Here is a 24,007-nt window from a genome sequence, read left to right as displayed (position 1 = left end):
CCTTTCGCGGCGGCGGCGCCGCGAAAGTGCAACCGTGAGATTCAGTAGACTACCGAGCAGCCAATATAGCCCGCGCCACTCTCGAACCATTCTCCCGCCCAATCACCTGGCTGATTCGCGCACCCGCATCAACCAGCAAGTCCAGATCAATCCCGGTTTCAATGTCCAGCCCATTGAGCATATAGAGCACATCTTCGGTAGCCACATTACCTGTCGCGCCCTTGGCGTAGGGGCAGCCGCCCAATCCCGCGACCGAACTGTCGAACACGCTGACACCTTCGAGCAGGCTGGCATAAATATTCGCCAGCGCCTGGCCGTAGGTATCATGAAAATGCCCGGCCAGGCGGTCACGCGGAACATGCACTGCGCAGGCTTCAATCATTTTACGCGTCGCGCCTGGCGTACCGGTGCCGATGGTGTCTCCCAGCGACACCTCATAACAGCCCATCGCGTGCAAATCGCGCGCGATACCGGCGACCTGGTCTGCACCGACCTCGCCCTCATAAGGGCAACCCAGCACGCAGGAGATATAACCGCGCACTTTGATTCCTGCAGCCTGCGCAGCTTCGAGCACCGGTGTGAAGCGCTCGATGCTTTCGGCGATAGAGCAATTGATATTGCGCTGGGAGAACGCTTCGGAAGCGGCAGCAAATACGGCGACTTCTCGCACGCCAGCCTCAAGGGCGGCTTCCAGGCCCTTGAGATTGGGCGTGAGTGCCGAATAGGACACACCGGCACGTTGCTGAATACCCGCGAACACCTCAGCCGAGCCGGCCATTTGCGGCACCCATTTGGGAGATACAAAGCTGCCTACCTCAATATGGCTGAGCCCGGCGGCGGTCAGATCGTCAACCAGGCGCACCTTGTCGGCCACGCTGATCGGCTGAGATTCATTCTGCAGGCCATCACGCGGGCCGACATCGACCAGGCGCACCTTTTGCGGCAATGTCATTGGCTCTCCTCCAACTCGACCAGTACGGCACCCTCGGCGACCAGATCACCTTCGCTGCAGAACAGCATGGTGATATTGCCTGCGTGCGGCGCGCGGATACTGTGCTCCATCTTCATTGCTTCGAGTACCAGCAGTACGCTGCCGGCTTCGACCTGATCGCCCACCTGGACCATCAGGCGCACAATACTGCCATTCATCGGCGCCTGAAGACCACCGCTGTGGTGATGAGCCTGCTCTGCTTCGGAGATGGGATCGAAGGCCTCGAGTTGCTGCCACTGGCCATGCCAGCGCAGAAACACCGATTGCTCGGTGACCAGCAGGGGGTGACGTTGGGTGACGCCATCCTGCATCACAGTCAGCACTTGCTCTGTGTGATCAAACTGACAGTCCGGCGTGATATTCACATCCAGCTGTCGATCTTGCTCACCACAACGCAGGTGCAGTCGGCTGATTGCTCGCAGGCCGCTACGCCAGCCAGAGTTTAGTGTTTGCCAGGGGGAGGGCATGGGCTGTGTTTTCCGCTTGCTCAGCAGCCAGGAGCAGCCGGCCAGAGCCCAGAAGTCGTCGTCCAACGTCGGGCGATCAGGGATCAGAGCAGTTTCATGGCGCGGAATAAAGCCGGTATCCAGCTGCGCGTCGGCAAAGGCCGGGTGTTCGATAATGCCCGTCAGGAAGCTCAGATTGGTCTGCAAGCCCCCAATGGCCGTTTCCCGCAACATGCCAAGCAGGTTGAGGCGAGCCGCTTCGCGGGTTTCACCCCAGGCAATCAGTTTCGCCAGCATTGGATCGTAGAAGGGGGAGACGTCATCGCCTTGGTCCACGCCGCTATCCATACGTCGACCGGGCCCGTCAGCCGGTTCACGGTAAAGTGCCAAACGCCCGCTGGCGGGTAGAAAGCCGTTGGAGGGATCCTCGGCGTACAGCCGCGCTTCGATCGCATGACCATTGAGCGGCACCTGAGCCTGCTCCAATGGCAGCGGCTTGCCCTGGGCAACACTCAATTGCCAGGCAACCAGATCCTGCCCGGTGATCGCTTCCGTGACGGGATGCTCGACCTGCAGCCGGGTATTCATTTCCATAAAATAAAAGCGTTGTTGCTCGTCCAACAGAAACTCGACCGTGCCGGCGCCTACATAACCAATCGCCTGTGCGGCTTTTACTGCAGCGTCGCCCATGGCTTCGCGCAACTCCGGGCTTAGCCCAGGGGCTGGCGCTTCTTCAATGACTTTCTGGTGGCGGCGCTGGATCGAGCAGTCACGTTCATTCAGGTGAATACAGTGGCCATGCTGATCAGCGAATACCTGGATCTCGATATGCCGGGGCTTGATCAGATAGCGCTCAACCAGCATCCGACTATCGCCAAAACTGGCCTGGGCCTCACGTTGAGCGGACTCGAGCGCATCAGCCAGCTCGGCATCGCTTTCCACTACTTTCATGCCTTTGCCGCCGCCGCCCGCCACCGCCTTGAGCAGCACCGGATAGCCCATCGATGCAACTTCACGGCGGAAGCACTCCAGGCTTTGGTCTTCGCCATGGTAGCCGGGCACCAACGGCACGCCAGCTTTCTCCATTAGATTCTTCGCGGCAGATTTGCTGCCCATGGCATCGATGGCGCTGGCCGGCGGGCCGATAAAGATCAGCCCTTGGCTTTCGCACGCCCTCGCAAAATCGGCGTTCTCGGACAAAAAGCCATAGCCTGGGTGTATTGCCTGAGCTCCGGATGTGAGCGCCGCCGCCAGAATCAGCTCGGTGCGTAGATAGCTGTCAGCGGGTTTGGCGCCGCCGAGATTGATAGCCATATCCGCTTCACGTACATGTCTTGCGTGGCGGTCTATCTCGCTGTGCACGGCCACGGTACGAATACCCATGGCCTTGGCGGTGCGCATGATGCGGCAGGCGATTTCGCCGCGGTTAGCGACCAACAACGTGGTGATGGGTGTGCTCATCGTGGGCCTATTCCTGATTCTGTTGCCAGCTCGGCTTGCGCTTGTCGAGGAACGCCGTCAGCCCTTCCTGCCCTTCAGGGCTAACGCGCACCCGAGCGATGGAGGCTTCGGTATAGCGGCGTAGAGCCGTGGTCAGTTCGCCGTGTTTGACCTCCTGCATCAGCGCTTTGGTCGCGCGCATCGCGGCGGGGCCGTTGAGTAGCAGGTTGGCCGTCCAGTCTGCTACTGCTTGGTCCAAGGCGTCAGCGGGGTAGGTGGCGGCGAGTAATCCAAGCTGTTCTGCACGCAGGCCGTCGAAGCGTTCGGCGGTCAGAGCGTAACGTCGCGCGGCACGTTCGCCAATCGCCTTGACCACATAAGGGCTGATCACCGCCGGGAGAATGCCAATGCGCACTTCCGAGAGAGAAAACAGCGCATCTTTACTGCCGATAGCCATATCGCAGCAGCTGATCAGCCCCAACGCGCCGCCAAAGGCCGCACCTTGCACTACCGCCAACGTTGGCAGTTTCAGCTGATAGAGGCTGGCCATTACTTGCGCCAGTTCACGCGAGTCGTTCAGATTGGCGTTGTAATCCAGCTTGGCGCTTTCCTGCATCCAGGTCAGATCTGCCCCCGCGGAAAAGTGTTTGCCGCGGCCGCGCAGCAACATAAAACGCAGCTCCGGTCGCGCTTCGACTTCGTCAAAGGCCAACAGCAGCTCGCGAATCATCTCGGCGTTGAACGCATTGTTCTTCTCCGGCCGATTAAGCCAGAGCGTGGCGATGCCGCTGGTGGAGAACTCAAGTTGCAGGGTATTGAAGTCGGGCATGTGGTTCTCTGTGTAATAGGGTGTTTTTGGTCTGAAGCTGGACGTTTCAGCCGCGCTTATATCCTGAAGACCCCAAAGCGGGTCTGGGCTATTGGCGCGTTCAATGAGGCGGACAGCGCAAGCCCGAGTATGTCACGGGTCTGGGCCGGGTCGATCACGCCGTCATCCCAGAGCCGGGCGCTGGAATAATAAGGATGCCCCTGGCGCTCGTATTGCTCCAGAATCGGGTCGCGCAGCTGTGCCTGCTGTTCTTCAGTGAAGGTAGTACCGCTGCGCTCGGCCTGTTCCTGCTTGACCTGCACCAGCACACCGGCGGCCTGTTCGGCTCCCATCACCGAGATCCGTGCGTTGGGCCACATCCACAGGAAGCGCGGATCATAGGCGCGGCCACACATGCCGTAGTTCCCGGCACCGAAGCTGCCACCAATGATCACGGTAAATTTCGGCACCTGAGCACAGGCAACAGCGGTCACCAGCTTGGCGCCGTGCTTGGCAATACCGCCAGCTTCGTATTTCTGTCCGACCATAAAACCGGTGATGTTCTGCAGGAACACCAGCGGAATGCCGCGCTGGCAGGCTAGCTCAATAAAGTGCGCGCCTTTTTGCGCCGACTCGGCAAACAGGATGCCGTTGTTGGCCAGAATCGCTACTGGATGCCCATGCAAATGCGCGAAACCGCACACCAGCGTGGTGCCATACAGCGCTTTGAATTCATCGAACTGGCTGTCATCCACCAGCCTGGCGATCACTTCACGCACATCGAAGGGCTGCTTGGGATCGGCTGGGATTATCGCGTATAGATCTTCTGCCGGGTAGCGTGGCTCGATGGTCGCGCGCAGATTCAGTTCGCCCTGTTTACGCCAGTTCAGATTGGCAATACAGCGGCGGGCGAGGGCGAGGGCGTGTTCGTCATTCTCGGCGTAATGGTCGGCCACACCTGAGGTTCTGCAATGCACATCGGCGCCGCCTAACTCTTCGGCGCTGACCACTTCACCGGTCGCGGCTTTGACCAGCGGTGGGCCAGCGAGAAAGATGGTTGCCTGATCACGGACCATGATGGCTTCATCCGCCATCGCCGGCACATAGGCGCCACCGGCGGTGCAGGAGCCCATGACCACGGCAATCTGCGCAATGCCCTGAGCACTCATATTGGCCTGGTTGAAAAAGATGCGGCCGAAATGTTCGCGGTCCGGAAAGACTTCATCCTGACGGGGCAGGTTGGCACCCCCCGAATCAACCAGATAGATACAGGGCAAGCGGTTCTGCTGGGCGATGGTCTGTGCGCGCAGGTGTTTCTTTACCGTCAGCGGATAGTAGGAGCCACCTTTGACCGTGGCATCGTTAGCGACGATCATGCATTCCACGCCTTCCACCAGGCCGATGCCAGCAATGATCCCCGCCGCTGGTACGTCTTCGCCGTAAACCTCATGCGCGGCCAACTGACCGATTTCCAGAAAGGGCGAGCCGGCATCCAGCAATGTATCGATACGCTGGCGCGGCAGCAGCTTACCGCGCGACAAGTGCCGCTCCTGCGCCATTGCGCCACCGCCTTCAGCGACCTTGTTCAACAGGCTTTGCAGATTGTCCACCAGTTGGCGCATGGCATCACGGTTGCTGGCAAAATCCGCCGCCGCTGGGTTGAGCTGGGTACGCAGTACACTCATAGCACTGCCTCCCGAAGCTGCTTGCCGCTGAACTCAGCGCGTTTCATTAAACAGCTCCCGGCCAATCAACATCCGCCGTATCTCGCTGGTGCCAGCACCAATTTCATAGAGCTTGGCGTCACGCAGTAATCGGCCGGTGGGGTAGTCATTGATATAGCCATTGCCGCCGAGAATCTGGATCGCTTCCAGGGCCATCTGAGTGGCGCGCTCGGCGGTATAGAGAATCACCCCGGCGGCGTCCTTGCGTGTCGCTTCGCCGCGGTCACAGGCCTGGGCCACCGCATAGAGGTAAGCGCGGCTGGCGTTGAGTTGGGTATACATGTCCGCCACCTTGCCCTGGATCAGCTGGAATTCGCCGATGCTCTGGCCGAACTGTTTGCGGTCGTGGATATAGGGCACCACTTCGTCCATGCAGGCCTGCATGATGCCAACCGGGCCGCCGGACAGCACCACGCGCTCGTAGTCCAGGCCGCTCATCAGCACCTTGACGCCTGCATTGACAGTGCCCAGCACGTTTTCCGCGGGCACTTCGACGTTGTCGAAGATCAGTTCGCAGGTGTTGGAGCCGCGCATGCCCAGTTTGTCCAATTTGGGCCCGCGGGAGAAGCCAGCCCAATCGCGTTCGACAATAAAGGCGGTGATGCCGTGGGGGCCCTTTTCCGGCTCGGTCTTGGCGTAGATCACATACACATGCGCATCCGGTCCGTTGGTGATCCACATTTTGGTGCCGTTTAGCACGTAATTCTCGCCACGCTTGTCGGCGCGCAGTTTCATGCTCACCACATCCGAGCCGGCGTTCGGTTCACTCATCGCCAGCGCGCCGATATACTCACCGCTGATCAGTCCGGGCAGGTAGCGGGCTTTCTGCTCCTGGCTGCCATTGCGATTGATCTGGTTCACGCACAAATTGGAGTGGGCGCCGTAGGAAAGCCCGACGGAGGCAGAGGCGCGACTGATTTCCTCCATGGCCACCACATGCGCCAGGTAGCCCAGGCCGGCACCGCCAAACTCTTCGCTGACGGTAATGCCGAGTAATCCCATGTCACCAAATCGGCGCCACATCTCGGCGGGGAACAGATTGTCCTTGTCGATCTGCGCGGCGCGCGGTGCAAGTTCACTGCGGCAGAAGGCCTGGACCTGCTCCCGGAGCATGTTCACGGTATCGTCCAGGCCGAAGTTCAAAGAGCTGTAATGCATGTGGTCACCTGTGCAGCATTGTTGTTGTCGGGGCGAGGCTCAAGCGCTAACCGGTTGGCCAGCGCGGGCGCTGATCAGTGCCGCGTGGCAGCGTTCTTCGGCGGTGTCGAGTTCGATCTGCATCTGCTGAATATCGAGCATTTGCTGGTCCAGCTGCGCGCGGCGTTCGGTAATCTTGTCGAGCATGGTTTGCAACTGCTTATGGTTGCCGCCGGCCGGGTCATAGAGGCTGATCAGTTCACGGCACTCGGCCAGAGAAAAGCCAATGCGTTTGCCCCGCAGAATCAATTTCAAAGTGACCTTGTCGCGGGCGGCGTAGATTCTTTCCTGACCGCGGCGCTCTGGGCTTAACAGCCCTTGTTCCTCGTAGAAACGTATCGCACGGGTGGTGATATCCAGTTCGCGGGCGAGATCGGAGATGGAGTAGCTGGTCATGGGCGGACAGTCCTTTGGTTAACCTTTACGTTAACGTAAAGAAGCGTGCGAACTCTGTCAATTGATCATTGGTGGGGGATGTCGATGCTGAATGACGAAATTGAATGGGGAGGCAGAAAATGGGGGAGGCAGTTGTCAGAACCGCAGGCTAAACACCTGCGGCTCTGCTTGAAAATTACTCGGTGGCGGCGGCTTCGCGCTCGCGCATGATCTTGCGTTCCAGCTGCTGCGACAGCTCTATGATCTGTTCACGCATCCAGCGGTTGGCCGGATCCTGGTCGGTGCTTTCGTGCCAGAACAGGTGCGTTTCGATCGGTGGCACGTCGTCGATTGGCAGCTCGGAGTAATGCAGCTGATGCCGGCGGGCGAAGCGCTCGGGCACCGTCATGACCATGTCGGTTGATTCCAGCACCAGTGGCGCCATCTGGTAATGCTGCGAGCGCAATACCACGCGGCGCTGCAGGCCGATTTTGCCCAACGACAGATCCACATGCCCCAAGCCATTGCGGCGGCTGGAGATATGGATGTGCGATTGGCTGAGGTAATCATCCAGAGTGATCTTGGTTTTTGCGGTCAGCGGATGGTCGCGGCGCATAACGCAGACGTAGCGGTCTTCGAACAGTTTGACGTGACGCACCTGGGTATCGGTATTCAGCGGCGCATCGATAGCGAAATCCAGGCGACCTGCAGCCAGTTCCTTGGTCGTTTCACGGCGCTTGGTCAGGAAGCTGTCGATGTTGATGTTGGCAGCCAGGCGGCGAATACGTGACGCCAGGTGAGGCAAAATTACCGCCTCGGTCAAATCGGTCATGCTGATACGGTAGGTCTTGGTCGCCTGATCGGGATTGAAGCTTCGGCTTTCTTGCACAGATACGCGCAGCAATTGCAGGGCGTGGCGCACCGGCGTGATGATGTTCTGCGCCATGGGTGTAGGCACCATGCCCTGGGCGGTTCTGACGAACAACGGATCATTGAAGGTCTCGCGCAGACGGGCGAGGGCGTTGCTCACTGCAGGCTGGGTGATGCCAACAATCTGTCCGGCGCGGGTCAGATTGGCTTCGGTATAGATGGCATCAAATACAATGAACAGGTTCAAGTCGACTTTACTGAGGTTCATCGCAACGTGTCCTTCGGTAGGGCTTCGGCAAGGTGACTCACTTCGAGACATCACCCAATCATAATAAGTGAAGTATATATTGCTTATACGGCTTTATACACGCAGAAAATAGGTTAGATAATTCGGGGAGCCTCATCTAGCATCATCAGGGTCGCTACACCATCGTCATCAAAAAAGGCCCGCAACTATGGATTTTGGATACTCACCCAAGGTTAATGACCTCCGCGAACGCGTTGACGCATTCATGCAGGAGCACGTGTTCCCCGCCGAGCACATCTTTCACCAACAGGTAAATGAAGGTGATCGCTGGCAGCCTACCGCCATTGTCGAAGAACTCAAGGTCAAGGCCCGCGCTGCTGGCCTGTGGAACCTGTTTCTTCCCGAGTCCGAGCTGGGCGCCGGCCTGACCAACCTGGAATACGCACCGCTGGCCGAGCTGATGGGCCGTTCCGGTCTGGCTTCCGAAGCCTTCAACTGCAGCGCGCCGGATACCGGCAACATGGAAACCATCGTTCGCTACGGCAACGAAGAGCAGAAAGAGCGCTGGGTCAAGCCGCTGCTGGCTGGCGAGATCCGCTCCTGCTTCGGTATGACCGAGCCGGGCGTGGCGTCTTCCGATGCAACCAACATGCAGGCCAACGCCCGTCGCGAAGGTGACGAGTGGGTCATCAACGGCCGCAAGTGGTGGACCTCCGGCGCCTGCGATCCGCGCTGCAAGATCATGATCTTCATGGGTCTGACCAATCCCGATGCGCCGCGTCACCAGCAGCACTCGATGATCCTGGTACCCATGGATTCCCCCGGTCTGAAAGTGATTCGTCCGCTGCCTGTATTCGGCTATGACGATGCTCCGCACGGCCACGCTGAAGTGTTGCTGGAGAACGTGCGCGTTCCCTACGAAAACGTGCTGCTGGGTGAAGGTCGTGGTTTTGAAATTGCTCAGGGTCGCCTTGGGCCAGGCCGGATTCACCACTGCATGCGCTCCATCGGCGCCGCTGAGCGTGCGCTTGAACTGATGTGCCGTCGCTCGGTAGAGCGTGAAGCTTTCGGTAAGCGTCTGGCTCAGCTGGGTGGCAACATCGACCTGATCGCTGAATCACGTATCGAAATCAACCAGGCTCGCCTGCTGACCCTGAACGCTGCCTACATGATGGATACCGTGGGCAACAAGGTCGCCAAGAGCGACATCGCACAGATCAAGGTAGTGGCGCCGAACATTGCGCTGCGCGTGATCGACCGTGCGATTCAGATGCACGGTGGTGCTGGCGTATCGGAAGATACTCCGCTGGCACACATGTACGCCATGCAGCGTACTCTGCGTCTGGCCGATGGTCCGGATGAAGTGCACCGCGCCGCGATTGGCAAGCACGAGCTGGGCAAGTACATGGCTCGCTGATACAGCCATAGCAATAAAAAAGCCGCCCCCGGGACATCCTGGGGGCGGCTTTTTGCTGTCTGCTGACGGTAGTTTTGTTAACCAGGCTGGCGCGGCATGGCGTGAATCGTTTCACCGCGCAGTCGCACCTGGAGGCGCTGACCGGCAGCCAACGCATAGCGCTGGGCGACATGCTGGGGTACGCGCATGGCCAGCTCGAAGTCACCCGCTTTGAGAGTGACGCGACACTCATCACCCAACAGCAAGATACTCTCGACGATCACTTCCACCGGATTGTCCAGCGCGGTGCCGGGTCTTTCATTCAGGGGCATCAGCAGTATGCCGGTCTCAGGTATGAACCAGTCCACTGGCTCGCCGTTGGCAAGTTCATGGCAGGGCTTTGTCTTGATGCTCAGGTTTTGCCAGCGCAGCAGGCTGTGGTCTGCTGTGTGACTGATAATCTGCGCAGGAAACAGGTTTCGTGCGCCCAGCAGTTGAGCCACTTGCGCGCTGGCTGGCGCCTGCAATAGCTGGTTGGGTGTGCCGGTTTGCAGGCAGTTACCGGCTGAAATGATGCACATCTGATCAGCCAGCAAGGTTGCTTCCTGAACATCGTGGGTAACTAGCAGCACCGGCATGCGTAGCTCGCCGCGCAACTCTGCCAGCTCAAGGTACAGAGCCTCGCGGGTACGCCGATCCACCGCCGAGAAAGGCTCATCCAGCAGCAGCACCTTGGGTTCTCGGGCTAGCGCCCGGGCCACTGCGACACGCTGTTGCTGCCCGCCGGACAGCTGGTGCGGCAGTCGATCACCCAGACCATGCAGATGCACGCGCTCAAGCCAGGACTCGGCGATGGCCTGTCGCTGAGCGCGCGGGTGATCCTGCAAGGCTTCGATAATGTTGGCCCGGGCACTTAGGTGGGGAAATAACGCAAAGTGCTGAAAAACCATACCGATCCTGCGGGCCTGCGTCGGCAGGTTGATCTGGTTTTGGCTGTCGAACCAGGTTTCTCCGGCGCACATGATGGTCCCGGCCTGTGGCTGGTTCAGCCCGGCAATGCTGCGTAACAGGGTGGATTTCCCGCTGCCGGAAGGGCCGATCAGTGCGGTCACTTTGCCCGGTTCGCAACTGATCGTCGCGTTAAGCGGTATCTCGTTCTGCTGGCTCAGGCTCAGACGTAATCCGTCAGTCATGCCGTTGGCCTCGATAAAGCCGCGCCGTGGCCAGGTAGGAAAGACTGATGGCCAAAATCGAGATCAACAGTAGAACGGCTGACATCCTGCCGGCGCCCAGATCATCAAAGGCCTGGACCCGATCATAAATGGCGATAGCGATGGTGCGGGTTTCGTCGGGAATATTGCCGCCGACCATTAGCACTACGCCAAATTCGCCTAGCGTATGCGCGAACGTCAACACCAATGCGGAGAGAATACCCGGCCACGCCAGCGGCAGCTCGATGCGGCGCAGCGCGCGCCAGCGCGACATGCCGCAGCACCGAGCGGCTTCGCGCACATCCCGGGGTATGGATTCGAACGCTCGCTGCATTGGCTGGATGGCAAAGGGTAAATTGAAGATGACTGAGGCGATCAGCAGGCTGCTGAAGGAGAAAGTCAGTTGCGCGCCAAACAGCGATTGCCAGAGACGCCCGACTGGTGAGTCCGCGCTCATCGCTAGCAGCAGGTAAAAACCCAGCACCGTCGGTGGCAACACCAGGGGCAGGGCAAGCAAGGCTTCGACCAGAATCTTGCCGCGGAACTGGTGCCAGGCCAGCGCGCGGCCGATCAGAATACCGGCGGGCAGCAGTATCACCAGTGTCCAGAACGCCAGTTCCAGCGACAATCTGAGAGCCGACCAATCCATGGGTGTGTTTATTCTCCGTTGTTCAAATCAAAGCCGTAGCGCTGCATCACCGCCCTGGCCGCAGGCGTCTGCATATATTGATAGAAAGCTTCGCTGACCGGGCCAGCCTTGTTCGTCAGAACCATACGCTGGCGCAGCGGTTGGTGCCAAGCGGCCGGCAACAGCGCCATGCTGGTGTGTTCCTGCAGTGCCGGTGCAAGGGCCAGCGAGTACGCCACTATGCCTGCCTGAGCGTTGCCGCTGGCGACAAACTGAGCGGCTTGGGAGACGTTTTCGCCGAGTACCAGGCGATCTTTCAGAATGTCCCAGAGCCGGATATGACGAAGGGCTTCTTCGGCCCGCTGGCCGTAAGGCGCATGCTCCGGATTGGCTATCGCAAAGCGCTGAATGCTGCTGTCGACGTTTCCTTCGCGCATATCACCCAGCTGTTTGTCTGCGTTGCGCGCGGCAGTATCCGGTATCACCAGTGCGAGTCGACCTAGCGCATACAGGGTGCCGGCATCTTGCGTCATGCCATTGGTGGCTAAACGTTCGACATAGGCTTCGTCCGCGGAGAGATACAGCTCGAAGGGGCCGCCCTGCATGATCTGACGATAGAAAACGCCGGATGATCCGAAGGCTAGCTTGACCCGCTGGCCTGACTCCCGGGTAAAGTCCTCGGCAATCTCAGTCAAGGCAAATTGAAGATCTGATGCTGCGGCGATGACTGGGGGACTGCTAGCGGCTGAAACGGACCCGGAGATCAGAAGGATCGATGCCGTTATCAGGGTGCGCCAGGTACTGAGTTTAAGCATAAAAGCTGCCGTGGAAGGAGAGAGGGTGAAGCGCTACCATTCTTCCACAATTTTCCGGCTTTCGGCAGACATAACAACGCCCACCCGAATGTTATTCGGATGCGATACAAGCTGGCGTTGATGTTGGCCAGGGGTGGCCAGGGCAACCGGGCAGAAACAGCCCGGATTAACGAGCGCGGTAGGTGATACGACCCTTGGTCAGGTCATAGGGCGTCAATTCAACGCGAACCTTGTCACCGGTCAGGATGCGGATGTAGTTCTTGCGCATCTTGCCTGAAATGTGGGCAGTAACAACGTGACCGTTCTCCAGTTCGACGCGGAACATGGTATTCGGCAATGTGTCTACAATGGTGCCTTCCATTTCAATACTGTCTTCTTTCGCCATTAAGGCCTCTCACATGTCGGAAAATCAGCGGGCGATTCAAGTCGTGCCCGCAAAAAAGGTGAGCAATTGTGCCTGAAAAGAGCACAACAGCCAAGTTTCATTGATAAAAACTGGCAAATATCGCTATCTGGCGGGCAATCTTGCCAAGAGCATTCTCAGTTGAGCCGCACCCAACGCTGGTTGACCAACATCTCCAGCGGGCGGTATTCGGTCTTGTAATTCATTTTCCGGCAGCCCTTGATCCAGTAGCCAAGATACACGGCATGCAATTGCTGGCGCCGCGCTTGCTCAATCTGCCAGAGAATCGCGTAACGCCCCAGGCTCCGGCGAGCGTGCTCGGGTGCGTAGAAGGTGTATACCGCGGATAGGCCGTTTTGCATCTGGTCGGTCACGGCGATCGCGACGAGTTCATCACCCAGGCGAAATTCATGAAACTGACTGAACGACCAGTCACGCACCAGGAAGGAAGCAAACTGCTCGCGGCTGGGGGGATACATGTCGCCGTCCCGATGGCGCGATTCTATGTAACGTGCATACAGCTGATAATTCTCTTCGGTCAGGGCGGGTGGGTGCGCGCTGACGCGCAGATCACTGTTGCGCTTGAGAATGCGCGCCTGCTGACGGTTGGGAATGAAGTCGTCGACGGCAATGCGCGAGGCAATACAGGCCGAACAAGCCTGGCAGTGCGGGCGATAGAGGTGATCGCCGCTGCGCCGGAAACCCAGCTCGGACAATTGGCTGTAGGTCTCCAGATCAATCGGCTGTTGCGGATCGAGAAACAGGGTGGTTGCCCGCTGCTCCGGCAAGTAACTGCACGCATGCGGCTGCGTCGCATAAAACTTGAGGTGGGCAAGGTTAGTCATGATCGCGGGCTCTACAAATTGCTGTATTCATTATAGGGGCAGTTTTTCACCTGATGAAGTTCCCCATGCGCTCTCGCTTCCTTCCGGGCAAAGAGTGGACAAACGCTGGATAAATTGGCTCCTGTCCAGGCTTTGAGCGCCGAAGCTGAACAGGTGATCGGTGGGCATCTGACAGTCGATCAGTTCGAAACCCCAGTGCGCCAACTGGTCTGCCAGATGGATAAATGCCATTTTTGAGGCATTGGTTCGCCGGCTGAACATGGATTCGCCAAAAAAAACCCTTCCCAGTGCCAGGCCGTAGAGCCCGCCAACCAGTTGGTCAGCTTCCCAGACTTCTACCGAGTGAGCAATGCCGAGCCGATGCAGTTCGCGGTAGGCCTGTTGCATATCCTGGGTAATCCAGGTGGCAGAGGTGTAATCTCGCGGCTCGGCGCAGCCTTGCATTACATCGGCGAAGGCGCTGTTGAGCGACACGCGAAAATCCGTTTGCCTGAGGAATTTGCGCATGCTCCGCGAAACGTGCAGTTGTGACGGCTGCAGCACCGTGCGCGGATCGGGGCACCACCAGAGCAGTGGCTGACCATCCTGATACCAGGGGAAGATGCCGGAGCGGTAGGCTTTCACCAGGCGCGCAGGCGAAAGGTCGCCACCCACGGCCAGCAGGCCAGGCGGCTCATCCAGCGCCAGATCAGCGGAGGGGAACTCCAGATCCTGTTCATCAAGCCAAGTCAGTTGAAGCATGTTGCGCCTGGTGGTGTTAAGCGAAAGGGTCGGTCAAGCCAATCGCAAGATTTAAAAGGTTTATCAAGAAGCTGATATAAGTTATTGTCATTTATGAATATAGTTCCATAATACAATGGAACGCAAACTTGTTTAGGTAGTCAATCTAGCGACTTCTGGTAATCATCTGCCTTCAGTCTGTCGGCAGTGATTGTGAATTTTCCTGCCGGACTCGTACAATGACCGGCTGACCAACGATGGATACACCCGTTTTGAAGGATACCAAAGCCCGAACAGCGCTGCCCCTATGGCGTGAACAGTTAACATTGCGTCTTCGCGAAGGCGCGTTGCTGGCCATGGTTGCCCTGTGTTTATACCTGTGTATGGCGCTGTTTACTTATCAGACGTCGGATCCCGGTTGGACCCGCAGTGGCGATGTGGACCAGGTTGGCAATGCTGCCGGCAGCATGGGCGCGTGGATTGCCGATGTGCTGTTGCTGAGTCTCGGGTATCTCGCCTATCTGTTCCCGATCATCGTGATCGTCAAGGCTGTGCAGATGTTTCGCCGCCGTCATCTGCCGTTCATCTGGAACGGCTGGTTATTTTCCTGGCGCCTGATTGGCTTCTTCCTCACCTTGTTCGCCGGTACCGCGTTGGCTGCATTGCACGGTACGCCGCCGGAAACATTCCCTGAAGGCGCCGAAGCGGGCGGGGTGCTGGGCGAGCTGTTGTCCGATTTGTCCCAGCCAGTACTTAACATGCAAGGCAGTACCTTGCTGTTCCTGACATTGTTCCTGTTCGGTTTGACGCTGTTTACCAACCTGTCCTGGTTCAAGGTCATGGAGCTGACTGGACGCATCACCCTGGATCTGCTCGATTTGCTCAAGCGTGCCTGGCACAGCTGGCGTGCCCGCCGGGCCTCTTCCGCAGTAGAGCGCGATTTGCCTGGCCGCCCGCAGAAGAGCCCGCCACGTAACGAGCCGGTGTTCAGCCCGGCAGAGCAGCGGCAGGCTGAAGCATCGCGGGCACAGCGCCACGAGTCGCTTGCCAAGCATGTGGCTTCCCAGGAGAATCGCCAGCCGCCGGAAATCGTGCCGTTGGATACCAAGCCGGTAGAGCCGAGCGTGCGCCTGAACAAGGAAAAACAATCCAAGTTGTTCAGTGAGTCAGTCGAGCCCGGTTCACTGCCGCCGATCTCGCTGCTGGATCCTGCGAGCAAGAAACAGAAGGGTTTTTCCGCCGAGTCACTGGAAGGCATGTCGCGCCTGCTGGAGCTCAAGCTCAAGGACTTTGGCGTAGAGGCCGAGGTCGAGAAAGTCCAACCAGGCCCGGTGATTACCCGTTTCGAAATTCAGCCGGCCGCTGGTGTAAAAGTCAGCAAGATTTCCAATCTGGCCAAGGATCTGGCGCGCTCGCTGGCGGTTATCAGCGTGCGCGTGGTCGAAGTCATTCCCGGCAAGACCACCGTAGGTATCGAGATTCCCAACGAGGACCGCGAGATAGTGCGGCTCTCGGAAGTACTGCAGACCCGCGAGTTCGACGAGGCTACGTCGCCGGTAACCCTGGCGCTGGGCCATGATATTGGCGGCAATCCAGTGATGGCTGACCTGGCCAAGATGCCGCACCTGCTCGTAGCCGGTACTACAGGCTCGGGTAAATCGGTGGGCGTGAACGCCATGCTGCTAAGCATTCTGTTCAAGTCGCCGCCGGAAGAAGTGCGCCTGATCATGATTGACCCGAAGATGCTCGAACTGTCTATCTATGAGGGCATCCCGCATCTGTTGGCGCCGGTCGTAACCGACATGAAAGAAGCCGCTAATGCATTGCGCTGGTGCGTGGCGGAGATGGAGCGTCGCTATAAGCTGATGGCTGCGATGGGCGTGCGTAACCTTGCCGGCTACAACCGCAAGGTCAAGGATGCGGAAAAGGCCGGTACACCCCTGACTGATCCGCTGTACCGCCGCGAATCCATGGAGGATGTCGCCCCGGAACTAGAAACGCTGCCGGTGATCGTAGTAGTGATCGACGAATTTGCTGACATGATGATGATTGTCGGCAAGAAGGTTGAAGAGTTGATTGCACGGATCGCGCAAAAGGCGCGTGCCGCCGGTATTCACCTGATCCTGGCAACCCAGCGGCCGTCGGTTGACGTCATTACCGGTCTGATCAAGGCCAACATCCCGACACGTATGGCTTTCCAGGTATCGAGCAAGATCGATTCCAGGACCATCCTTGATCAGGGTGGTGCCGAACAACTGTTGGGCCATGGCGATATGCTCTATATGCCGCCAGGGACCAGCTTGCCAGTACGGGTGCACGGCGCTTTCGTTTCCGACGAAGAGGTTCATCGTCTGGTCGATGAATGGAAAAAGCGCGGTGAGCCGAATTATATTCAGGACATCCTCGATGGCGCGGATGATGGCGCCGGTAGCGGTTTTGACACATCTGGTGGCATGGGCGGCGGTGACAGCGAAGAAGATGCGCTGTATGACGAAGCAGTACGCTTTGTCTGTGAAAGCAGAAGAGCCTCGATTTCGGCCGTGCAGCGCAAGCTGAAGATCGGTTATAACCGTGCCGCAAGGATGATCGAAGCCATGGAGATGGCCGGGGTCGTAACCTCGATGAATACCAATGGCTCGCGTGAGGTCATTGCACCGCCACCGGTGCGTGACTGAGCGGGCCGACGCCCAATGAAGCTCGATAGAGCACTCGGAGAACCCACTCTGCCATGTTGAAAAGCCTTTTTCGTCACAGCCTCGCAGCGCTTTGCCTGTTCAGCCTGCCAGCCATGGTCATGGCTGACGAAGACGCTGCCGCGCAGCGCTTGAACACCTTGCTGTCTAACGCCAGCACCATGACCGCGGATTTTTCCCAGATGACCCTCAGCGCCAATGGCGCGAGCATGCAGGAAACCACCGGTAATCTGGCGCTGAAGCGTCCAGGCATGTTCCGCTGGCATACCGATGCACCCGCCGAACAGGAGCTGGTATCCAACGGCCAGACAATTTGGCTCTACGATCCGGATCTGGAGCAGGTCACCATTCAGGAAATGGACCAGCGTCTGACCCATACACCCGCTTTGTTGCTCTCGGGCGATGTCAGCAAGCTGCAGGAAAACTTCACTATTACCTGGGAAGATTCGGGCAATGTGATCGACTTCACCTTGACGCCCAAAGTCAGTGACACGCTGTTCGACAGCCTGCGTCTGTCGTTCCGTGATGGCGTTATCAACGACATGCAGATGAGCGATGCCGTTGGCCAACGCACCAACATCCTGTTCCAGGACGTGCAGCTGAATCAGAGCATGAACGAGGAGCAGTTTACTTTCGATATTCCTGACGGGATCGACGTCATCAGTGAGTAAGGGCGGGCTGTTTCCGGAGCAAAAATCTCACCAACCGCTGGCTGCACGCATGCGGCCGGCGAATCTGGAAGAGTACGCCGGGCAGGCGCATCTCCTGGCTGCCGGCCGGCCGTTGCGAGTCGCGCTGGAACAGGGCGCGCTGCACTCGATGATCTTCTGGGGCCCTCCCGGTGTCGGCAAGACCACACTCGCGCGCTTGATTGCCACGCTGGCCGATGCGCACTTCGTTACGTTGTCGGCGGTGATGGCCGGGGTCAAGGATATCCGCCAGGCGGTGGATCTGGCGCGGCAGCAAGCCTCGCAGAATGGTCGTCAGACGATCCTGTTTGTCGACGAGGTGCATCGCTTCAACAAGGCGCAGCAGGACGCCTTCCTGCCTTACGTTGAAGACGGCACGCTACTTTTCATCGGTGCGACCACCGAAAACCCTTCGTTTGAATTGAACAACGCCTTGCTCTCACGGGCTCGGGTCTACGTGCTCAAATCCTTGGATGCGGAGGCGCTGGGCGACTTGCTTGAGCGTGCGCTGGCCGATAGCGAAAGAGGGTTGGGTAACCACCGGCTGACAATCAGCAGCGAGGCCAAGCATATCCTGCTTGAAGCTGCCGACGGTGATGCGCGCCGGGTACTGAATCTGCTGGAAATTGCCGCTGACCTGGTCGAGGACGGCGGCACCATTGATACCGCATTGGTGAGCGATCTGCTGAATGACACGCGCCGGCGCTTCGACAAGGGCGGTGAAGCCTTTTACGACCAGATTTCCGCGCTGCACAAGTCCGTGCGCGGCTCCAATCCTGATGCGTCGCTGTATTGGTTCGCGCGCATGCTCGACGGTGGTTGTGATCCGCTGTATATCGCCCGCCGAGTGGTACGTATGGCCAGCGAGGATATCGGTAATGCCGATCCGCGGGCGCTGACCCTGTGCCTGAATGCCTGGGATGTGCAAGAGCGACTGGGCAGTCCGGAGGGCGAGTTGGCGGTAGCACAGGCCATCGTCTATCTGGCCTGCGCGCCGAAGAGCAATGCGGTTTACAACGCCTTCAACGCGGCAATGAAGGACGTCGCCAGCCAGACCTCCCACGAGCCGCCGCTGCACCTGCGGAACGCGCCGACCAAACTGATGAAAGAGCTGGGATATAGCCAGGGCTATCGCTACGCGCACAATGAGCCGGAAGCCTACGCCGCCGGAGAGGATTATTTTCCTGAAGCCTTGGAGCCGAGACGTTATTATAATCCGGTCAATCGAGGGCTTGAGCTAAAGATCGGGCAAAAGTTGCAGTACTTGCGCAGTCTGGATGCGGCAAGCCCGATGCAAAGGAGGCAGCCAAAGGATGTTGAGTAGCGTCTTAGCTATTGCAGTGGGTGGATCCGTCGGTGCACTAGCGCGATTCGGTGTGGCGCATTGGACCATGACTGCCTGGCCTAAGGCCTTTCCGCTCGCTACCTTTGCGGTCAACCTGATTGGTTGTCTGCTGATAGGTATACTTTACGGCCTGTGGCTGCATCGCCCGGAATTTTCGCCGCTGCTGCGCCAAGGTCTGTTTATCGGTTTCCTTGGCGCCTTTACCACGTTTTCGACCTTTTCCCTCGACGCCTTGCGGCTGATGGAGAACGGTGAGGCCTTATTGGCCATTGGATATATTCTGCTCAGCGTGTGCGTTTGCCTGCTCGCCACCTGGGCCGGCCTGGCATTGACTCGATAGTCACCAGGCTGCAACCCGCAACCATAAGATGATGCCCCATGCTTGATGCAAAACTGGTTCGTAGCCAACCCCAATTGGTCGCTGAGCGCCTCGCCAGCCGCGGCTTTACCCTGGACGTCGCGCAGTTGGAAGCACTCGAATCGCGCCGCAAGTCGGTTCAAACCCGTACCGAAACACTGCAAGCCGAGCGTAATAGCCGCTCCAAGGCGATCGGTCACGCCAAGGCCAAAGGCGAAGATATTCAACCTTTGCTGGCTGATGTCGAGCGCATGGGCAGCGAGCTGAACGACGCCAAACAGGAGCTGGAAAGCATTCAGGCCGAACTCGATGCCTTGATGCTGACCATGCCCAATCTGCCAGAAGAAGACGTGCCCGCCGGCAAGGATGAAGACGACAACGTCGAAGTCCGCCGCTGGGGGACGCCGCGTGAATTCGATTTTGCAGTCAAGGACCACGTCGCTCTGGGCGAGCAGCACGGCTATCTGGACTTTGAAACGGCGGCCAAGCTGTCGGGTGCGCGCTTTGCCTTGATGCGTGGACCTATCGCTCGGCTGCACCGGGCGCTGGCGCAGTTCATGCTCGACCTGCACGTTAATGAGCACGGTTACGAGGAAGTCTCTACACCTTACCTGGTCCAGGCTGAAGCGCTGCAAGGCACCGGGCAGTTGCCTAAATTCGAGGCGGACCTGTTCAAGGTGCCGCGTGGGGAAGGGCAGAGCGATCTGTACCTGATCCCGACGGCTGAGGTCACCCTGACCAATATTGTTAGCCAGAGCATTCTCGCTGCTGACCAACTGCCGATGAAAATGACCGCACACACCGCCTGCTTTCGCAGCGAAGCCGGTTCGGCCGGTCGTGATACGCGCGGTATGATCCGCCAGCACCAGTTCGACAAGGTCGAGATGGTCCAGATAGTGCGCCCAGAGGATTCCGCAGCTGCGCTGGAAGAGCTGACCGGGCATGCGGAAAATATTCTCAAGCTGCTCAATCTGCCGTATCGGGTGCTGGCCTTGTGCACCGGTGATATGGGCTTCAGTGCTACCCGTACCTATGATCTGGAAGTGTGGATTCCGACCCAGGACAAGTATCGGGAGATTTCGTCGTGCTCCAGCTGTGGCGACTTCCAGGCGCGGCGCATGCAGGCCCGCTGGCGTAATCCGGAAACCGGCAAGCCGGAGTTGGTGCATACCCTGAACGGTTCCGGTTTGGCCGTGGGTCGCACCCTGGTAGCCATTCTCGAGAACTACCAGCAGGCCGATGGCAGCATCAGCGTGCCTGAGGTATTGCGCCCTTATATGGCTGGCCTCGAGACCATCGGCTGATATGGAATATCTACCGCTGTTTCATAACCTCCAGGGCCGCTGGGTGCTGGTCATTGGCGGTGGCGAGATTGCGCTGCGCAAATCGCGGCTGCTGTCCGAATCCGGCGCGGTGTTGCGCGTGGTCGCACCGGAGATCGAGGAGCCGTTGCGTTTGCTGGTGGAGCAGGGCGGCGGTGAATGTGTGCTGCGCGGCTATCAGTCCGAGGATCTGAACGGTGTTCATCTGGTCATCGCAGCCACCGACGACGAGCCGCTTAATGCTCGTGTCTCCGCCGATGCGCAAGCACGCTTCCTGCCGGTCAACGCGGTGGATGCACCGGATCTGTGTACGGTGATCTTCCCGGCGATTGTCGATCGCTCGCCGCTGATTATTGCCGTGTCCAGTGGCAGCCACGCGCCCGTGTTGGCACGCTTGACCCGGGCGCGAATCGAGACGCTATTCCCGCATACCTATGGCAAGTTGGCGCAACTGGCCAAGCGATTTCGCAGTCAGGTGAAGGCCAGCTTTCCGCAAATCAATCAACGCCGGGTATTCTGGGAAAATGTGTTTCAGGGCGATATCGCCGAACGTATTTTCGCCGGCCAGGATCAGGCCGCCGAGGATCTGCTTGCAAGACGGTTGGCTGAGCAGGCCGGGCAGCATTACGTTGGTGAAGTCTATCTGGTCGGCGCCGGTCCTGGTGATCCGGACCTGCTGACCTTCCGCGCACTGCGACTGATGCAGCAGGCGGACGTGGTGCTGTATGACCGTCTGGTGCCGACGCCAATCATTGATCTTTGCCGCCGCGATGCTGAGCGTATTTATGTCGGTAAAGCGCGTGCAGAGCATGCAGTGCCGCAGGAACAGATAAACCAGTTGTTGGTGCGCCTCGCCCGCGAAGGCAAGCGCGTATTGCGGCTTAAAGGTGGCGACCCGTTTATTTTCGGGCGCGGCGGGGAAGAAATCGAAGAGTTGGCGGCGCATGGCATACCGTTCCAGGTGGTGCCGGGCATCACTGCGGCTAACGGTTGTTCGGCCTATGCAGGTATCCCCCTGACTCACCGCGATCATGCCCAGTCCGTACGCTTCGTAACCGGGCATCTCAAGGATGGCACCACCAATCTACCCTGGGCTGATCTGGTGGCGCCGGGCCAAACGCTGGTGTTCTATATGGGCCTGGTGGGTTTGCCGGATATCTGCCAGCAGCTGATCAAACACGGACGCGCTGCGGATACGCCCATGGCGCTTATTCAGCAGGGTACGACGGCAAACCAGAAGGTGCTTATTGGTACTTTGGCCACTCTGCCAGCGTTAGTTGAAAGCACTGAGATCAAGCCGCCGACGTTATTGATTGTCGGCGAAGTGGTGAAACTCCACGATAAACTGAAATGGTTTGCGCCCGAGCAAGTGCAAAATGCCAGCGGCGGCGTACTCGACCAGACTGGCGGGCAGGCTGACAACTAATAAAAATCAACTAAAGTAGTAGACAGGTTCGCATGGCGGTTTGATATCATTTTCCGCCCTGGAAGGTACGGCTATGGCGCCGCAATCGAAACGGAGTTCCTGCCCTGTCTACTCTTAGTTTGTTGAATTCAGTTACCGTGTTGAATTCAGTGACAACCTCCGGTGGCTTTCGACTCACCAACAAAGCGGCCGCTCGTGTGAGGTGGTGGCTTTTCTGTTTGTTGGCCAGTTTTTTCCTGAGCACTACCGCTTTTTCCGCTGAGCTGCGCATTGGCGATGAAAGCAGCTACGCACTGTCGAGGCATTTTGCCTCGCTGCAGAATGCCGGGCCAGGGCTGACGCTGACTCAAGTCCTGATGCAAAGCGACCAGTTCAATGCCCCTGAGCCGCACTCGGTGTCCGCAACCAATTTTGGGCTGACCCGGGATGAAGTCTGGTTGCGACTCAGCTTCAAGACCGCCCGTATGTTGCCTGAACGCTGGTTGCTGGAAGTAGGCCATGCCTCGCTGGATAACATAGATTTATATATTGCCGAGCAGAATGCTGAATACCGCCATGAGCATGCCGGTGATTTATTGCCCTTTTCAGCCAAGGCGCTGAAGCATCGTCATCATCTCTTTGAGCTGTCGCTCAAACCGGATACCGAACACAGCCTCTACCTGCGTGTGACCTCGCAAGGCACCCTGTCTGTGCCGGTCACGCTGTGGCAGCCAGACGCACTTTGGGCCAGTGACCAGCTCAGCTATTCGTTCCTGAGTCTGTACTACGGGCTAGCCCTGGGGCTGCTGATCTACAACCTGTTTCTGTACTTTTCCCTGCGCGAAAAGTTGTACCTCATCTACGTCCCTTTTGTAGCCTTCCTCGCATTCGGTCAAGCCGGGCTGGCGGGGTTGGTCGGGCAATTTATCTGGCCAGATAATGCATTGCTGACGCATCTTTCACCCACCGCCAGCGTTTCGCTGGCGGGATTGTTTGGCGCAATATTCGTGCAGCGTTTTCTGGCAGGTACGCCGCGTAGCATGAAGATGCAGTGGGTCATGCCCCTGATCGGGGTGATCTACGCTCTGACGTTCCTGTGTACGGTATTTGTGTCCTATTTCATCGCCGCGGTGGTAGTGAATCTCACTTCGCTGGTGTTCGCTTTTACCGCGCTGATCATGGGCGGCGTGAGCCTGTACCGACGGCATCCCGGTGCACGTTTCTTCGTATTGGCGTGGATCTCGTTGTTGTTGAGCATTCTGGTCATGGCGCTGCACAATCTCGGCACACTGCCGTCCAACGCCTTTACCGCCAATGCCTTGCTGTTCGGTTCGGCTGCGGAAATGCTCCTGCTGTCGCTGGCCTTGGCTGATCGTATCAACAGTATTCAGCATGCCCAGGATCAGGCCCAGCAGGATGCCCTGGCGGTCAATCGCGAGATGCTCGCGGCGCTGCGTGACAATGAGCGCCTGCTTGAGAGCCGGGTGGCCGAGCGTACCTTGGCTCTGGAAGCGGCGAACGTGCAGCTGCAGCTCAGCAAGCAACTGCTGGAGCAGCAGGCTAACCACGATGCCTTGACCGGTCTGGCCAATCGCAAATTGCTGAATGACCGTCTGGAAGGAGCGTTGCTCAGAGCCAAGCGCAATGACAGCAGTTTTGCCCTGATGATGATTGACCTGGACTGGTTCAAGGCGATCAATGACCAGCACGGCCATCAGGCGGGTGATCGGGTGCTGATTGAAGTGGCTGACAGGCTCAAGGCTAGCCTGCGCGAGGTGGATACGGTAGCGCGGGTGGGCGGTGACGAATTTGTGCTGGTTATCGAGTCGGTATCCAATCGCGCGGCTCTGTCAGTCATTCGCCACAAGCTGTCGCACGCGGTGCTGCAGCCGATACATCTGACCGATGATATCTGGGTGTCGATCGGCATGAGTATCGGGGTGGCGATGTACCCGGAGGATGCTCAGGATATCGAGTTGCTGGTCAGCGTGGCCGATCGCGCGATGTATTCAGCCAAGCCAGTACCTCCGATGAGTGCCAGATAACCCTCGCTCTGGCATGATGGCTTCAATATCACGC

21 protein-coding genes are annotated in these 24,007 nt (G+C 58.4%); 8 read left to right on the top strand and 13 right to left on the bottom strand.

Annotated elements, in window-relative coordinates:
- Positions 1-49: 49 nt before the first annotated feature.
- The 7 genes from DT594_RS05885 to DT594_RS05855 all read right to left on the bottom strand — a co-directional run bounded on the left by DT594_RS05885 (position 50) and on the right by DT594_RS05855 (position 8,119).
- Positions 50-952, bottom strand: a complete 903-nt coding sequence (locus DT594_RS05885) for a hydroxymethylglutaryl-CoA lyase (protein WP_149331775.1) — start codon at positions 950-952, stop codon at positions 50-52.
- Complete coding sequence (locus DT594_RS05880) at positions 949-2,898, bottom strand: acetyl/propionyl/methylcrotonyl-CoA carboxylase subunit alpha (protein WP_149331774.1); 1,950 nt, start codon at positions 2,896-2,898, stop codon at positions 949-951. Before DT594_RS05880 ends, DT594_RS05885 begins: the two co-directional genes overlap by 4 nt.
- A gap of 7 nt (positions 2,899-2,905) precedes the next feature.
- The gene (locus DT594_RS05875; protein ID WP_149331773.1) at positions 2,906-3,706 is read right to left on the bottom strand and encodes a gamma-carboxygeranoyl-CoA hydratase; all 801 of its coding nucleotides are present in this window, start codon (positions 3,704-3,706) and stop codon (positions 2,906-2,908) included.
- Positions 3,707-3,762: 56 nt separating this feature from the next.
- Positions 3,763-5,370, bottom strand: a complete 1,608-nt coding sequence (locus DT594_RS05870) for a carboxyl transferase domain-containing protein (RefSeq protein WP_149331772.1) — start codon at positions 5,368-5,370, stop codon at positions 3,763-3,765.
- A 33-nt stretch (positions 5,371-5,403) separates the two neighbouring features.
- Positions 5,404-6,567 (bottom strand): isovaleryl-CoA dehydrogenase, encoded by a 1,164-nt coding sequence (locus DT594_RS05865; RefSeq protein ID WP_149331771.1) that lies wholly within the window; start codon positions 6,565-6,567, stop codon positions 5,404-5,406.
- Positions 6,568-6,606: 39 nt separating this feature from the next.
- The gene (locus tag DT594_RS05860) at positions 6,607-7,002 is read right to left on the bottom strand and encodes a MerR family transcriptional regulator (RefSeq protein WP_149331770.1); all 396 of its coding nucleotides are present in this window, start codon (positions 7,000-7,002) and stop codon (positions 6,607-6,609) included.
- Between the two features lie 175 nt (positions 7,003-7,177).
- Positions 7,178-8,119, bottom strand: a complete 942-nt coding sequence (locus DT594_RS05855) for a LysR family transcriptional regulator (protein ID WP_096346567.1) — start codon at positions 8,117-8,119, stop codon at positions 7,178-7,180.
- A gap of 187 nt (positions 8,120-8,306) precedes the next feature.
- Between DT594_RS05855 and DT594_RS05850 the strand changes: the two genes are divergently transcribed.
- Entirely contained in the window at positions 8,307-9,515 is a 1,209-nt protein-coding gene (locus DT594_RS05850) for an acyl-CoA dehydrogenase family protein (protein ID WP_096346566.1), read from the top strand.
- A 77-nt stretch (positions 9,516-9,592) separates the two neighbouring features.
- Here the strand turns inward: DT594_RS05850 and DT594_RS05845 are convergent, their stop codons facing one another.
- The 6 genes from DT594_RS05845 to aat form a co-directional block, all read right to left on the bottom strand.
- On the bottom strand, positions 9,593-10,687 hold the full coding sequence (locus DT594_RS05845) for an ABC transporter ATP-binding protein (protein WP_149331769.1): 1,095 nt from the start codon (positions 10,685-10,687) through the stop codon (positions 9,593-9,595).
- The gene (gene modB, locus DT594_RS05840) at positions 10,680-11,354 is read right to left on the bottom strand and encodes a molybdate ABC transporter permease subunit (protein ID WP_149331768.1); all 675 of its coding nucleotides are present in this window, start codon (positions 11,352-11,354) and stop codon (positions 10,680-10,682) included. The genes DT594_RS05845 and modB overlap by 8 nt, the downstream gene beginning before the upstream one ends.
- A gap of 8 nt (positions 11,355-11,362) precedes the next feature.
- A complete protein-coding gene (gene modA / locus DT594_RS05835; RefSeq protein ID WP_149331767.1) occupies positions 11,363-12,148 on the bottom strand; it encodes a molybdate ABC transporter substrate-binding protein in 786 nt (261 codons plus the stop codon).
- 166 nt (positions 12,149-12,314) lie between these two features.
- Entirely contained in the window at positions 12,315-12,533 is a 219-nt protein-coding gene (gene infA / locus DT594_RS05830) for a translation initiation factor IF-1 (protein WP_036989719.1), read from the bottom strand.
- A 155-nt stretch (positions 12,534-12,688) separates the two neighbouring features.
- Positions 12,689-13,396 carry an arginyltransferase gene (locus tag DT594_RS05825; protein ID WP_149331766.1) on the bottom strand — a complete coding sequence of 236 codons (708 nt, stop codon included), beginning with the start codon at positions 13,394-13,396 and terminating at the stop codon, positions 12,689-12,691.
- Positions 13,397-13,426: 30 nt separating this feature from the next.
- Complete coding sequence (gene aat, locus DT594_RS05820; RefSeq protein WP_149331765.1) at positions 13,427-14,137, bottom strand: leucyl/phenylalanyl-tRNA--protein transferase; 711 nt, start codon at positions 14,135-14,137, stop codon at positions 13,427-13,429.
- A 236-nt stretch (positions 14,138-14,373) separates the two neighbouring features.
- On the opposite strand from aat, the gene DT594_RS05815 reads away from it, so the two are divergent.
- The 7 genes from DT594_RS05815 (at position 14,374) to DT594_RS05785 (ending at position 23,973) form a co-directional block, all read left to right on the top strand.
- A complete protein-coding gene (locus DT594_RS05815; RefSeq protein WP_149331764.1) occupies positions 14,374-16,791 on the top strand; it encodes a DNA translocase FtsK in 2,418 nt (805 codons plus the stop codon).
- Positions 16,792-16,844: 53 nt separating this feature from the next.
- Positions 16,845-17,480: an outer membrane lipoprotein periplasmic chaperone LolA gene (gene lolA / locus DT594_RS05810; protein ID WP_149331763.1), complete on the top strand. Its 636-nt coding sequence runs from the start codon at positions 16,845-16,847 to the stop codon at positions 17,478-17,480.
- Between the two features lie 49 nt (positions 17,481-17,529).
- A complete protein-coding gene (locus DT594_RS05805; protein ID WP_096346578.1) occupies positions 17,530-18,822 on the top strand; it encodes a replication-associated recombination protein A in 1,293 nt (430 codons plus the stop codon).
- Positions 18,812-19,183 carry a fluoride efflux transporter CrcB gene (gene crcB / locus DT594_RS05800; protein WP_149331762.1) on the top strand — a complete coding sequence of 124 codons (372 nt, stop codon included), beginning with the start codon at positions 18,812-18,814 and terminating at the stop codon, positions 19,181-19,183. The genes DT594_RS05805 and crcB overlap by 11 nt, the downstream gene beginning before the upstream one ends.
- A 38-nt stretch (positions 19,184-19,221) precedes the next feature.
- Positions 19,222-20,505: a serine--tRNA ligase gene (gene serS, locus DT594_RS05795; protein ID WP_149331761.1), complete on the top strand. Its 1,284-nt coding sequence runs from the start codon at positions 19,222-19,224 to the stop codon at positions 20,503-20,505.
- Between the two features lies 1 nt (position 20,506).
- The gene (gene cysG / locus DT594_RS05790) at positions 20,507-21,949 is read left to right on the top strand and encodes a siroheme synthase CysG (RefSeq protein ID WP_149331760.1); all 1,443 of its coding nucleotides are present in this window, start codon (positions 20,507-20,509) and stop codon (positions 21,947-21,949) included.
- 218 nt (positions 21,950-22,167) lie between these two features.
- Positions 22,168-23,973 (top strand): diguanylate cyclase, encoded by a 1,806-nt coding sequence (locus DT594_RS05785; RefSeq protein WP_149331759.1) that lies wholly within the window; start codon positions 22,168-22,170, stop codon positions 23,971-23,973.
- Positions 23,974-24,007 lie beyond the last annotated feature (34 nt).

Origin of the sequence: Halopseudomonas laoshanensis, from assembly GCF_008365385.1 — a bacterium.
GTDB lineage: Bacteria > Pseudomonadota > Gammaproteobacteria > Pseudomonadales > Pseudomonadaceae > Halopseudomonas > Halopseudomonas laoshanensis.
The sequence above is the reverse complement of the archived record's forward strand: the minus strand, read 5'-3'. Positions and strand labels throughout refer to the sequence as shown.